The organism is Thalassospira sp. CH_XMU1458 (assembly GCF_037027205.1).
GTDB classification, from domain to species: Bacteria; Pseudomonadota; Alphaproteobacteria; order Rhodospirillales; family Thalassospiraceae; genus Thalassospira; species Thalassospira tepidiphila.
The window spans coordinates 485282-498280 of record NZ_JAYMDW010000003.1; the positions used below are offsets into that span (position 1 = coordinate 485282).

Consider the following 12999-nt stretch of genomic DNA (forward strand, 5'->3'; position numbering starts at 1 on the left):
TTTTATCGGATTACCTTATTTAGAACGGAGTAAGTGCAGTGAAGCGCACCTACCAGCCAAGCAAACTCGTACGGAAACGCCGCCACGGCTTCCGTTCCCGCAGCGCGACCGTCGGTGGCCGCCGTGTGCTGACCGCACGCCGCGCCAAGGGCCGCAAGCGTCTGTCGGCCTAATGTCGTGACCGTTTCGGTGGAACGCCTTAAAAAGCGGGCGGAGTTTCTCCGTGTTGCGGGCACCCGCCGGAAATGGGTTACACAGGGATTGATCCTGCAGGGCGCACCGCGGCCGGGGATCAAACCGGACACAGAATACGCCGGTGAAGACCGACTCGTACGAGTCGGGTTTACCGTCACCAAAAAGGTGGGAAAGGCCGTCGTCCGCAATCGCGTTCGGCGGCGTTTGCGTGCTGTGGCAGAGCAATTGATGAGCGAACACGCATTGCCCGGTTGGGACTATGTAGTGATCGGTCGTGCGCAGACCATTGATCGGCCTTTTGACAAGCTGATTGATGATATGCGTTTTGCCCTGCGTCGGGTTCCTGATGCCAAGCCGTCTGCGCCTGATGCGCGTCGTCCGAAAAAAGGACGCGCCAACAGCAAGTCAGCCGGCTCGACGAAGGCAGGAGGCCCGGGAAAATGACATTCATGCGTGCTCCCGGTTTTTTTGCCCGTCTTCTTCAAGTCGCAGTTCGCGGCTATCAGCTGTTTTTGTCGCCATATATCGGGTGGTCGTGCCGTTATCAGCCGACCTGTTCGGCTTTTATGCTCGAAGCATTGGCCCGTCATGGTGCATTAAAAGGCGGCTGGATGGGATTTAAACGGATAATGCGTTGCCATCCATGGGGTGGTCATGGTTATGATCCCGTGCCCGGATGTGGCTGTGAACAGAACAAAGCGTCGTCGGATGGTGAAAACCGGTCCCCGGCGCTTTCGTCATGTAAATAGAATATGCGGTCGGCACCTGCTGGCTGAAAAAAGCGGAAAGAGGCGATGAACGAACAACGTAACCTGTGGGTAGCAATTGCATCAGCAGTTGTGATTCTTATCGGGTGGCAATTCTTCTTTGCGCCCGAGCCTGGTCCTCAGGTTCGTGAAGCGCAGGTTCGCGAACAGCTTAATGCGGACGGAACCAACGCGCCGCAGGTATCCGGTCCGGCCGTACCGGGTGGTCAACCCGCTGTTCCGGCTGTTAAGCGCGAAGACGCGCTGGCCAAATCGCCACGAATCAAGATTGATACCCCGCGCGTCGAAGGTTCGATTCGTCTTGTCGGTGGTGTGATCGACGACATTCAGCTTCAGGATTATCGCGAAACCGAAGAACCTGACAGCCCGCTGATCCACGTTCTGAACCCGACTGGCAGCAACGATGCCTATTTTGCGGAGTTCGGCTGGGTCGGTGCGAAAAGCGGTATGGCGCTGCCAAGCAGCGACACCCAGTGGACCGCTGATAAAAAATTGCTGACACCAGACAGCCCGGTCACCCTGACCTGGGATAACGGTGAAGGCCTGACCTTCAAACGTGAAATCGCGATTGACGAGAACTATCTGTTCACCGTCAACCAGTCGGTGGTCAACAATACCGGCGGCGATGTCGTTCTGTATCCCTATGGCCTGATTTCGCGCAAGAACAAGCCGCAGACTGCAGGGTTCTATATCCTGCACGAAGGTCCGCTTGGCGTGATCGACGGTACGCTCACCGAGATCGACTATGACGATCTGGCTGATGACGGTGCGATCGAACAGAAAACCACCGGTGGCTGGCTTGGCATTACCGACAAATATTGGCTGGTTGCGCTGGCACCTTCCTCGGACGAGGAAATGACCACGCGCTTTAGCCACCATGTTGCGGAAAACGCCGACAAGTATCAGACCGATTACCTTGGTGCCCCGCGCACGATTGCGGCCGGCAGTGAAGGTGCTGCTGAAACGCGCCTGTTTGCCGGTGCCAAGGAAGTGACCCTGCTTGATACCTATGCCGAGGATTACGGGATCACCAACTTCGATCTCGCGATTGACTTTGGCTGGTTCTACTTCCTGACCAAGCCGTTCTTCCTGTTCTTGCAGTATCTCTATCATCTGGTTGGCAACTTTGGCGTCTCGATCCTGATCATCACGGTCATCATCAAGGCGATCATGTTCCCGCTGGCCAACAAGTCGTACAAATCGATGAGTGCGATGAAAAAGCTGCAGCCGCAAATCACCGAGATGCGCGAGAAGTTCAAGGACGACCGTCAGCGTCAGCAGCAGGAAATGATGGCGCTTTACAAGCGTGAGAAAATCAACCCGGCTTCTGGCTGCCTGCCAATTGTTGTTCAGATCCCGGTCTTCTTTGCGCTGTATAAAGTTCTGTTTGTCAGCATCGAAATGCGCCATGCGCCGTTCTTTGGCTGGATTCAGGATTTGTCAGCACCCGACCCGACCTCGCTGTTTAACCTGTTTGGTTTGATCCCGTGGGATCCGCCGCAGATGCTGATGATCGGTGTCTGGCCGTTGATCATGGGTGTTACCATGTATCTGCAGCAGAAACTGAACCCGGCGCCGGCTGATCCGACCCAGGCGAAGATCATGATGTTCCTGCCGTTCATCTTTACCTTCATGCTGGCAAGCTTCCCGGCAGGTCTGGTGATTTACTGGGCGTGGAACAACCTGCTGTCCATCGCACAGCAGCGCTACATCATGTACAAGATGGGGATTTAATCCCCATCTACCCTTCACGGGTTGACCTTCCCTTCGGGGAGCATCCCCGACCGATCGGGGAAGGAAAGACTATGACACAAGAAAACCTGCCGTCGGCAACTTCAATACCGACGCATGAAGACTCAGTGATCGAAGCCGGGCGGAAGCTTTTTAGCCGCCCGGTTAACTTCGTTCTTGGCGTCGCACAGCTCGAACAACTGCCGCCGGAAGACAAAACAGAAATCTGTTTTGCCGGGCGTTCAAACGTCGGTAAGTCCAGCCTGATCAACGCGATCACCGGCCGTAAGGACATTGCGCGCACGTCAAACACGCCGGGCCGGACCCAGCAGTTGAACTATTTCGATCTTGATGGTGCGTGCTATATCGTGGACTTGCCGGGCTATGGCTTTGCCCAGGCACCCAAGGATATCGTTGATACCTGGCATGCTTTGATCAAACAATATCTGCGCGGGCGTGTAACGCTGCGCCGTGTGTTTGTTTTGATTGATTCCAGACACGGCTTCAAGAAGGCTGATCTGGATATGATGAAGCTGCTTGATGAGGCTGCTGTGCCTTATCAGGTTGTGCTGACCAAGGCAGACAAGTTAAAAAAGGGACAGCTTGAAAAACGCATCAAGGAAGTGGTCGACGGGTTGATCAAACACCCGGCAGCCCTGCCGCAGATTTTTGCGACTTCAAGCGAGAAGAATACCGGCCTTGCCGAATTGCGGGCAGAAATATCCACTCTGCTTTGATCCCGGCAGGCACATAAAGCGACAATATGGGGAAGTGACATGAACGACCAAACCCGTTCTGAAGAAGACCAATCGGAAGCCAGCGCCTATCGCATGCTGGCACGTGCTCAGGTGCTTTCCGAGGCTCTTCCCTTTATGCGCCGCTTTAACGGGCAGAAAATAGTCGTCAAATATGGCGGCCATGCCATGGGTGATCCTGAACTGGCGCGGCTGTTTGCCCAGGACATGGTGCTGCTCAAACAGGTCGGCATGAACCCGATTGTTGTGCATGGCGGCGGACCGCAGATCGGTCAGATGCTCAAGCAGCTTAATATCCAGTCGGAATTCGTTGATGGCCTGCGTGTCACCGATCAGCAGACCATCGATGTTGTCGAAATGGTTCTGGCCGGCAAGATCAACAAGGAAATCGTATCAAACATCAATGCCGCAGGCGGCGTTGGCGTTGGTCTGTGCGGCAAGGATGCCAACCTGATTACCGCGCGCAAACTGACGCGGACCAAACGCGATCCGGAAAGCAATATCGAAAAGGTCCTTGATCTTGGCTTTGTCGGAGAACCGGTGAAGGTTGATCCGCACGTTCTTGATTGCTTTATCGACACCGACATTATTCCGGTGATCTCGCCAATCGGCGTCGGTGAAGATGGTCAGACCTATAATATCAACGCCGATACGGCTGCCGGTGCGATTGCAAAGGCCGTTGGTGCCAGCCGTCTTTACATGCTGACCGACGTAAAAGGGATTCTTGATCAGAACAAGAACCTTGTACGGGACGCCGACACCGCCCACATCAATGCAATGATTGCGGATGGCACCATTCAGGGCGGCATGATTCCCAAAACCGAAACCTGCATGGATGCCGTTGAAAACGGGGTCGAAGCCGCCGTGATCGTTGATGGTCGCGCACCACATGCAGTTCTGCTGGAGCTGTTCACCGAACGCGGTGCAGGCACAATGATCAGAGGTAACTAAAGGTCGATATTAGACCACCACTTTAGGTTAGTTTATTTCGACCTATATCTGGCTCCGAAGGGCAATTTGGAGTATGTTGAGGCAAATCGGTATGCATCAAGCGCATAACGCATTGTCTTTGCGAATGAAAACAAGCCCGGAGCACCCGTTGTGACCACAGCGGAAAAACAGATTTCCCGTCATTGGGATTTTGCGGATGCGACCCTTAAGGCGTTGCGCGAGCGCGGCCTGCGCCCGACACCCGAACTTTATCATGTTTGGTTTGTCTATTTTGCCGAGGAAAACCCCGAAATCCTGCGCGTCATCGATGCTGTGCAGGCCAGCGGGGAACCCTTGGCCGAGGACACGCTTCTTCAGTTGTATTACCGCTATATCTTTGACCGTCAGGCCGCAGACTTCCTGCAGCGCGGGATGGAAGACTTTTCCGAGCTTGTTGAAAGCAGCGATGAATGTCTGACAACCGCGCGAAGCGGTTTTCAGGATTATGGTGCGCTGCTGACGCGATCTCTTGAGACGCTCAAGGATCATCAGCATGTCAGCCCGGTTCTGAGCGAGATCATCGAGAAGACCGACGAGATGCAACACACGGTCGAAGGCCTGCATCAGCGCCTTGATCAGTATCTTGGCAACGTCGAACGGTTGCAACGCGAACTCGAAGAAACCCGCGAACGATCCTATACCGACGGCCTGACGCGTGTTTCCAACCGGATGTATTTTGAAGAACAGCTCAACCTGCTTGTTGCAGAGCACGACTCGTCAAAACATCCCGAGCCATTCTGTGTGATGATTGTCGACCTTGACCAGTTCAAGGCGATCAATGACCGGTTTGGTCACCGCATCGGGGATGAAATCCTTGTCCTGATTGCGTCGATGTTGAAGGCCAATATCAAGGGGCGCGATGTTGTCGCGCGCTATGGCGGTGACGAGTTTGCCATTCTGCTGCCGCAGACGCCGCTGGTCGATGCCATGTCACTGGCCGACGATATGAGCAAACGCATTGCCGAACGTGAAATCAAGGCAAAGCAATCGGGCGTCTCGTTTGGTCAGATGACCATATCGATTGGTGTTGCGGAATATGTCGCCAAGGAAGGCGGCGCGAAACTGATCGACCGGGCCGACGGCGCGCTTTACCGGGCCAAAAAAGAAGGCCGTAACCGCAATTTCGCGGCGTAAGCAGCCTTTTCCAACCTTTGATATCAGTGACAGACGATGATTTGCGCGCCCGATGCATGTGTGCCATGAGGGCCGCGGACTTGCATTGAAGCGTTCAAAAGCGTATGTAACCAGCGCCCGGCAAGGATCAATGTCCTTGCCGGGCGTTCCGCACTTGCAGCATCCTTTTTGAATTGCGCTGGCGGAATAATTCCCAAAACCGAACTTTGGATCGCAGAAGTCCGAGCATGAAAGAGCCACGCGTCGTCACATTTGGTTGTCGCCTTAACACCTATGAATCCGAGGTGATGCGCGACCATGCCAAAAGTGCCGGACTTGATGATGCCATCATCATCAATACCTGTGCTGTCACGACCGAGGCGGAGCGTCAGGCGCGTCAAAGCATCCGCCGTCTGCGCCGCGAAAACCCGGACGCCAAAATCTTCGTTACCGGCTGTGCTGTTCAGGTCAATCCCGACAAGTTCGCCAATATGGGCGAGATCGACCGAATCTTTGGCAACGACGCCAAGATGAAGGCCGAAACGTTTCTGATGCCCGAACATGAACGCGTCGTGGTCAACGACATCATGTCGGTAGAAGAAACCGCAAGCCATCTTGTATCGGGCTTTGAGGGCCGTGCGCGCGCCTTTGTGCAGGTCCAGAATGGCTGTGACCATCGCTGCACGTTCTGCATCATTCCTTATGGTCGTGGTAATTCGCGCAGTGTGCCGATGGGGGAAATCGTCACCCAGGTCCGTGAACTGGTGGCCAACGGTTATGGCGAAGTGGTTCTGACCGGGGTTGATATCACATCTTATGGCCATGATTTGCCGGGCAAGCCGACACTGGGGCAGATGTCGCGCCGGTTACTGGCACAAGTGCCGGAACTGCCGCGCCTGCGCATTTCATCAATTGACCCGGTTGAGGTGGACGAAGACCTGTTTCGTCTGATCGAAACCGAACCACGCCTGATGCCGCATATGCATATCAGTTTGCAGGCAGGCGACGACATGGTGCTTAAGCGCATGAAGCGCCGCCATCTGCGCCAAGACGTTGTCGATTTCTGTAAAAAGGTCCGGGAACTGCGCCCGGATGTGACGTTCGGGGCCGATATCATTGCCGGTTTCCCGACCGAAACCGATGAAATGGCCGAAAACACCCTGCGTCTGGTTGATGAATGCGGCCTGATTTACCTGCATGTCTTCCCGTATTCCTCGCGCCCGGGAACACCCGCGGCCAAGATGCCGCAAGTGCCCAAGGACCTGCGCAAGGAACGGGCAAGTGCCCTTCGCGAAGCGGGCGAGATACAGCTGAACAAGTTCCTGCAATCGCGCATCGGCATGACCGAAAATGTGTTGGTTGAAAAGGAAAATACCGGCCATACGGAGCATTTTGCTCCCGTTCTGCTGGATCGCGTGATAGAAGCGGGCACGATAGCAAAGGCCAAAGTCACCGGCCTTGAAGATGGAAAACTGATAGCGGAGCTTGCGGGATGAGTGAAGAGGGGAAAAAAAGCTGGTTTAGCCGCCTGAAAGACGGGCTGAAACGGTCCTCCTCAAAACTGACCACCGGCATTTCCGATATCTTTACCAAGCGCCGTCTTGATGATGACGCGCTTGAAGAATTCGAAGACCTTCTGATCACATCCGACCTTGGCGTGACAACTGCCGCAAAGCTGAGCGCGGAACTATCCAAGACCCGGTTTGACAAGGAAGTCGATTCCGCCGAAATCCAGGAATTCATCGCAGAAGAAGTTGCCAAGATCCTTGAACCGGTCGCACAGCCGCTGGTGATTGATGCCAGCAAGAAACCGCATGTGGTGCTGGTGGTTGGTGTGAACGGATCGGGCAAAACCACAACCATCGGCAAGCTTGCCAAGACCTATAAGGATCAGGGCCTCAAGGTCATGATGGCCGCGGGCGATACGTTCCGTGCGGCCGCGGTCGAGCAACTTAAAGTCTGGGGTGAGCGCACCGATTGCCCGGTGATTGCGCGCGACACGGGGGCCGATGCCGCAGGCCTTGCCTTTGATGCGATCGAACAGGCTCAGCGCGAAGGTTATGACTTGTTGCTGATTGATACGGCCGGTCGTCTGCAAAACAAGGCCCATCTGATGGACGAGCTTAAAAAGATCGTCCGCGTGATCAAAAAGCGCGATGAAACGGCACCGCATGACACGCTTCTGGTGCTGGATGCCACCACGGGTCAGAACGCGCATTCACAGGTCGAGACCTTTGGTCAGGCAACCAATGTGTCGGGTCTTATCGTCACCAAGCTTGATGGTACGGCAAAGGGCGGCGTCGTTGTCGCGCTGGCCGAAAAATTCGGCAAGCCGGTGCATGCGATTGGTGTGGGTGAATCTGCTGAAGATCTGCGCCCGTTCGAGGCCAAATCCTTTGCCAGAAGTCTTGCCGGTCTGGAAGACTAACCAAGAGATACAAAATAAAGCCCAAAAAAAAGACCGCCATTTGGCGGTCTTTTTGTATCTCAGAGATCCTTGGCGATACAATCCAGCGTTTTGGAAAAATCGACCATTTCCGTTGCCAGCCCGTCGAGGGCCTTTGAGACCTCAGTCGGTTGGTTGTCCAACGAGATCGCGTGTATTTCCGTTGTCAAGGTGTCCGCACGTGCTTTCAGGCCATTGGCGAGGCGTGTGTCGGCATTGCCTAGCAACCAGCCCATGACCTTGTCGCGGAGCTCCTCAAGGTTCTGAAGGTCCGGGTCGGGGGAGGCGGCATTGATCCCGAAGGGACGCACGCCCAGTTCAAGCTGGCGGGCATGGCTGCGCAAATGGCCCGCCGCGTCATGGCAAAGCGATTTGAGCGCGCTGTTCTGTGCGACAGGGTAAATCGCCTCAAGACGTACGGCGAAATCAATGGTGTCGCGCATGACGTCATTAATCTCGTTCTGCTGGGGCAATGTTTTGGTTTTTGCCTCGCCGTCATTGATAACCTCGTCGACGAAACTGTTGGGGGCAAAGACCGGCAGAACCGCCGCACGGATGGCAAATTTGGCTGGAAGTTTGCCGATGATTTCGCCGTCGGCCAGAATCGGCGCACCGTCTTCGCCATCGACCTTGATCGTGTCGCACTGAATTGACGTCGCATAGCTGCTTTCATCGACAGAGCCAAACAACAGCTCGGCTGCGATATCAAGGCCGCTGAGCGTGTCGACACTGTCGCGAATGGCAAACATGTGCAAAAGACCGTCTTCCGGGCTTTTGGTTTCGCTCGGTCGCAATCCACCGCCAAAATATCGGCCATTGGTGATGGTGACCTGACGCAGCTTCATGGCTTGTGGTTCTTCTTCGCCGCACGTGATGGTCAGATCAAGCGGATCCATTTCATGCCAGCTTTGCCAGTTGGCAACCGCATAGCTGATAGCCCCCAAGGTGCGTTTTAGGTCGGGATTGATGCGTTTGCGTGCATCGGCTGGGACGCCAATGCTGGCCGCATTGACAAAGCTTTTGTCATTCACGCTGCCGATATCAAGCATTCTGATCTGACCGTGGATTGATGCGCGCGCCGCATCAATCAGATCGTCGGGCAATGTCAGGGTGCGGGCAAAATCGTTTGCCGTGCCAAGCGGCACCGGGATCAGAACGACCTTTTGCGAAATCACGGTATCAAGGACCGCATTAATGGTGCCATCACCGCCGCCAACCGCGACGATATCGCCCGGGGCACAGGTAGTGCTGATCTGTTCCTTGATGACGTCGGGGTTATCGCACAGCGTCAGCTCGGTCTTGTAACCGGCATCTTCGAACACATTGCGCAGCGGCTGTGCGCCGTTATCGCGCCACTCGTCGGGGAGTTTCGACTTCGTCAGCAGCAAGTGGACCTTGCCAGTCAGATCAGAGCTTTTCATCACGCTGTACCGTTGGTTTGGGGGCACAAAAAAGAACCGGCACCCGAAGGCGCCGGTTCATCATATCATATTGGCATGATTACGAGATCGTTGCACGCAGCATCCATGCTGCTTCTTCGTGAACACCGATCCGCTCGGTCAGCATGTCGGCGGTTTTCACATCATCAACTTCCTCGGCGGCAGCCACCCCGTCACGGAGCAGGCGGGCCATTTTTTCGTGATCCTCGACCAGTTCCTTGACCATATCTTCGGTCGAAAGAAGTTTGGTCTGATCCTTGATGGACGAGTTTTCCATCATTTCGCTGAGACCCGTTGGCGCCGTAAAGCCGATGGCGCGGATGCGTTCCGCCATATCGTCAATCGCGGTGTTGAGGTCCTCGTAATGCTCTTCGGTCATGTTGTGGAGCGAATAGAAAGCCGGACCCACCACATTCCAGTGAACACCACGAACTTTGGCATACAGTACATGCGACGAGCCAACGATCTTGGTCAGCATTTTCGCCAGTTCGCGACGATCCTTGCGGTCCACGCCGGTCTCGACGGGAACTTCCTTCGCAACGGTCTGCATACTGCTATGTGCCATAACTAAAACTCCTTTTGTTTACAGCGTGCCCGTGAAATCGGATTGCGCATTCTTTATTGCGCTGTACCCCGTTTCGTTTTGTGGGCGCTTGCAGATGAAACGTGCATTCCGCCAGAAGGTTCCAGAAAATAAAATCAACACAATTGGAACATTCTTTCGCACCATCCGTTGTGAATGGTAAGCAGCGTGCAAGTAATTGTGCTGTGTTTATTAAATAAGGAGGTTGTGATGTTGAACAAGAATATGCTGATGATCGGTACTGTACTTATGTCTGTTTCTGTAATGGCGCCGGCTTACGCCGGGTCCGATAGCTCGGACACCATGGCGACTGACGATGCAGTGAAGTCCGACGTCAATGAGTTGGGCAACGAAATTGCAGCCCAATATGAAGAAGCCAAAGATTTTACGTTCGAGCAGAAAGAAGACTTCCTTGCGTGGGTTGATGCCAAATCCAAACAGCTTGGCGAACAGTACGACGAAGTTTCTGCCGAAGTTAAAGATGACAGCGAAGATGCTGTCGAAGAAATGGCTGAAGCCTGGGACAGCGCAAGCGATGAGCTGAGCGATGCACTGGAAAATGCCAAGGAAGCATCTGCGGAAACCTGGGAAGATGTAAAGGCCAACACTGTAAATGCGCTTGAAGATGCGCAGAAGGCCATCTCGGATACTCAGACCGCCGAATAAGACGTCACAACCTGAACTCGGCGGATGACGTCCGAGGTTAGCAGCCCGCCCGGCTTCGGGCGGGCTGCTTTTATTTTGGGGCAGGACCGCCAACAAGGATCAGAACATGTCGGGCGATAATCAAAAAACAGGAATGCGCATAAAAAACGGGTTGGGATATGCCAAGTCCCGCCTCGCCAAACTTGCAGAGGGACGCAAGGGACTAGGCGGTATATCTGTCGCGTCATTTCTTGAAACGACAATCATCCCGATTCCGATCGAAGTCATCGTTGCCCCGATCATGGCGGCATCGCGGACGCGCGGGTTTATTGTGGCATCCGTAACACTGGCGGGCAGTGTGCTTGGTGCGGTGGCGTTATATCTTTTGGCGTGGGTTTTGTTTGATGACCTTGCCCAGCCGCTTATTGATCTGGTCGGCGGGCAGCAGGAATTCGAAGATCTGGAAGGCCGATTTGCCGAAGGTGGATTCTGGGTGGTCTTTGCGATCAGTATTACACCGGTCCCGATGCAGCTTGCTGCCCTGGCCGCAGGGGCGACATCCTATCCGATCTGGTTGTTTCTGATTGCGATCACGGCATCGCGTGCGATCAGATATTACGGATTGTGGTTGCTGGTTTTGGGGTTTGGTGCAGGAATCGCCCGCATTTTCGAGGGGCGCAAACCCGATTTACGGCAAGATGCGACCTGAAACTGGTCCGAAAACACGCCTAAATAAAAAAGACCCGGCAGTTCGCCGGGTCTTTTTTTTGGGAAAATCAAATTTTTTATTCCGTCTCGATGCGGAAATCGGTGGTGCTTTTACCCTCGGTATCGGGGTCATCGACGTCTTCTGCGACGAGGCCACGACGAATGAGCTCGCGGATTGCGGCTGCTCGGGTCGGCATCCGATGATCAAAACGCCAGTCATCGATGAATTTCAATTCATCATCATCAAGCATGATCTGGAGCTTTTCTGTTCTCTTCGACGTAGGCACGTGGGGTTTCCTGTAAATTTCAGAGGTTCTTAAAACCGTCCGAAGTCGTTGAAAATCAAAGCGTTCCAAAATTTTGGAGTAACTTACGTTACCGCTGTTTTCTCCGTAACACAACCATCTTGCTGAATCGACATCACTGAAGTCATGGGCGTAAGTAACGTAAAGTAATTATAATGAGTTCCTAAGGTATATTGAGCATTTTGATTAATGAGAGTTAAGTAAGTCAGTTGATGTGTCTATGTATATTGGGTGACATACTTGTATTGCCTAAGTGAAACATACGATTTTACTTTAAATTTTATTTTCGTTTGTTAGGGTCAGGTCATCCGAACAAGGAGGTTGTGATGTCTGAACAAGTGATGAACGAAATCGAAAACCATGTGCCTGCACTGCGCCGTCATGCATATCGTCTGACTGGCAGCAACGACATGGCTCAGGATCTGGTCCAGGACACGCTGTTGAAAGCCATCAGCAAAAAGGACCAGTTCGAAGAAGGCACCAGCCTCAAGGCTTGGTTGCACCGTATTCTGTTCAACACGTTCATTTCCGGAAAACGTCGTGAAAAAACGCGTGGCCCGCAGGTCGACTGGGATGATCTTGGCGACGTCTATGGCCATGGCAGCAATCAGATGGCGCGTTTGCAGCTTCGTGATGCTGACCGTGTGCTTGAAGATCTGCCGGCCCAGGAGCGCGAGGCGATCATGCTGACCGCTGTTGATGATGTGTCCTATCAGGATGCTGCAGAACAGATGTGTGTCGAGATTGGGACGGTCAAATCCCGTGTTGGCCGTGCACGCCGCAAGCTGCGCGCATCGGTTGGTCGAATCGAAGCCCGTGAACACGCATCACGTTATGTCTCGGAGGCCGCATGATATGAGCCTGGTTCTTGCGATATATGGCAAAGATCACATTCTTGGCTATGTACGCGGGACGCTTGAAGACGACGAAGAAAAACAGGACATCGAGAGCCTGGTCGAGAGTGACCCGCGCGCTGCCAGAATTGTCAAAAAGCTTGAAGTTACCGACTGTGGTGACCAGTGGACATCTGAGGATACTGTGCGCAGACGGCTTAAAAGATTGCAGAGCATAGCGGATAATTCAGATGTCCTGAATTGATGCGGAAGTGAGAAAACTTCATCTTGCATCAAATAGAATTGACATAAATGACCATTGGTCATATAAATACAGAACATCAGGGTTGATCGTCTTTTCCCTCAACGTCTAAGGCCCTTCCCTGAAATTGCCGAAACCGTCCCCCGGTTTCGGCATTTTTTTTGCCCTGTTTTCAGAATACCGGCCGTTTCATGTCGCCCGCTTTGCGTGCAACCCGTGCGGGTTAT

Annotated in this window: 16 protein-coding genes; 13 read left to right on the forward strand and 3 right to left on the reverse strand. The window is 53.8% G+C overall.

Annotated elements, in window-relative coordinates:
• Nucleotides 1-38: 38 nt before the first annotated feature.
• The 9 genes from rpmH to ftsY all read left to right on the forward strand — a co-directional run bounded on the left by rpmH (nucleotide 39) and on the right by ftsY (nucleotide 7979).
• Nucleotides 39-173 carry a 50S ribosomal protein L34 gene (rpmH, locus tag WBY09_RS16225; protein ID WP_007091264.1) on the forward strand — a complete coding sequence of 45 codons (135 nt, stop codon included), beginning with the start codon at nucleotides 39-41 and terminating at the stop codon, nucleotides 171-173.
• A 4-nt stretch (nucleotides 174-177) separates the two neighbouring features.
• Complete coding sequence (rnpA, locus tag WBY09_RS16230) at nucleotides 178-639, forward strand: ribonuclease P protein component (RefSeq protein WP_063087288.1); 462 nt, start codon at nucleotides 178-180, stop codon at nucleotides 637-639.
• Between the two features lie 5 nt (nucleotides 640-644).
• Nucleotides 645-944, forward strand: a complete 300-nt coding sequence (yidD, locus tag WBY09_RS16235; protein ID WP_040824357.1) for a membrane protein insertion efficiency factor YidD — start codon at nucleotides 645-647, stop codon at nucleotides 942-944.
• Nucleotides 945-989: 45 nt separating this feature from the next.
• Nucleotides 990-2696 carry a membrane protein insertase YidC gene (gene yidC / locus WBY09_RS16240; RefSeq protein ID WP_336233297.1) on the forward strand — a complete coding sequence of 569 codons (1707 nt, stop codon included), beginning with the start codon at nucleotides 990-992 and terminating at the stop codon, nucleotides 2694-2696.
• Nucleotides 2697-2767: 71 nt separating this feature from the next.
• Nucleotides 2768-3430, forward strand: coding sequence for a ribosome biogenesis GTP-binding protein YihA/YsxC (gene yihA, locus WBY09_RS16245; protein ID WP_197146773.1), 663 nt, complete (start codon nucleotides 2768-2770; stop codon nucleotides 3428-3430).
• Between the two features lie 39 nt (nucleotides 3431-3469).
• Nucleotides 3470-4399: an acetylglutamate kinase gene (gene argB, locus WBY09_RS16250; RefSeq protein ID WP_008891492.1), complete on the forward strand. Its 930-nt coding sequence runs from the start codon at nucleotides 3470-3472 to the stop codon at nucleotides 4397-4399.
• 150 nt (nucleotides 4400-4549) lie between these two features.
• Entirely contained in the window at nucleotides 4550-5572 is a 1023-nt protein-coding gene (locus WBY09_RS16255) for a GGDEF domain-containing protein (protein WP_336233298.1), read from the forward strand.
• A 227-nt stretch (nucleotides 5573-5799) separates the two neighbouring features.
• Nucleotides 5800-7047, forward strand: a complete 1248-nt coding sequence (mtaB, locus tag WBY09_RS16260; RefSeq protein ID WP_336233299.1) for a tRNA (N(6)-L-threonylcarbamoyladenosine(37)-C(2))-methylthiotransferase MtaB — start codon at nucleotides 5800-5802, stop codon at nucleotides 7045-7047.
• The gene (gene ftsY / locus WBY09_RS16265; protein WP_008891495.1) at nucleotides 7044-7979 is read left to right on the forward strand and encodes a signal recognition particle-docking protein FtsY; all 936 of its coding nucleotides are present in this window, start codon (nucleotides 7044-7046) and stop codon (nucleotides 7977-7979) included. Before mtaB ends, ftsY begins: the two co-directional genes overlap by 4 nt.
• A gap of 59 nt (nucleotides 7980-8038) precedes the next feature.
• Here ftsY and WBY09_RS16270 read toward each other — a convergent pair whose 3' ends face one another.
• Entirely contained in the window at nucleotides 8039-9418 is a 1380-nt protein-coding gene (locus WBY09_RS16270; protein ID WP_336233302.1) for a diacylglycerol/lipid kinase family protein, read from the reverse strand.
• Between the two features lie 79 nt (nucleotides 9419-9497).
• Entirely contained in the window at nucleotides 9498-10001 is a 504-nt protein-coding gene (locus WBY09_RS16275; protein WP_008891497.1) for a Dps family protein, read from the reverse strand.
• A 228-nt stretch (nucleotides 10002-10229) separates the two neighbouring features.
• Between WBY09_RS16275 and WBY09_RS16280 the strand changes: the two genes are divergently transcribed.
• The gene (locus WBY09_RS16280) at nucleotides 10230-10685 is read left to right on the forward strand and encodes a hypothetical protein (RefSeq protein WP_336233303.1); all 456 of its coding nucleotides are present in this window, start codon (nucleotides 10230-10232) and stop codon (nucleotides 10683-10685) included.
• Nucleotides 10686-10818: 133 nt separating this feature from the next.
• On the forward strand, nucleotides 10819-11373 hold the full coding sequence (locus WBY09_RS16285) for a YqaA family protein (protein WP_336233304.1): 555 nt from the start codon (nucleotides 10819-10821) through the stop codon (nucleotides 11371-11373).
• Nucleotides 11374-11449: 76 nt separating this feature from the next.
• On the opposite strand, the gene WBY09_RS16290 is transcribed toward WBY09_RS16285, so the two are convergent.
• Complete coding sequence (locus WBY09_RS16290) at nucleotides 11450-11659, reverse strand: hypothetical protein (protein ID WP_143588740.1); 210 nt, start codon at nucleotides 11657-11659, stop codon at nucleotides 11450-11452.
• 344 nt (nucleotides 11660-12003) lie between these two features.
• Here WBY09_RS16290 and WBY09_RS16295 point away from each other — a divergent pair, with 344 nt between their 5' ends.
• Both WBY09_RS16295 and WBY09_RS16300 read left to right on the forward strand, forming a co-directional pair.
• A complete protein-coding gene (locus tag WBY09_RS16295) occupies nucleotides 12004-12531 on the forward strand; it encodes an RNA polymerase sigma factor (RefSeq protein WP_063087296.1) in 528 nt (175 codons plus the stop codon).
• A 1-nt stretch (nucleotide 12532) separates the two neighbouring features.
• Complete coding sequence (locus WBY09_RS16300; RefSeq protein ID WP_063087297.1) at nucleotides 12533-12775, forward strand: hypothetical protein; 243 nt, start codon at nucleotides 12533-12535, stop codon at nucleotides 12773-12775.
• The last annotated feature ends 224 nt before the right edge of the window (nucleotides 12776-12999 follow it).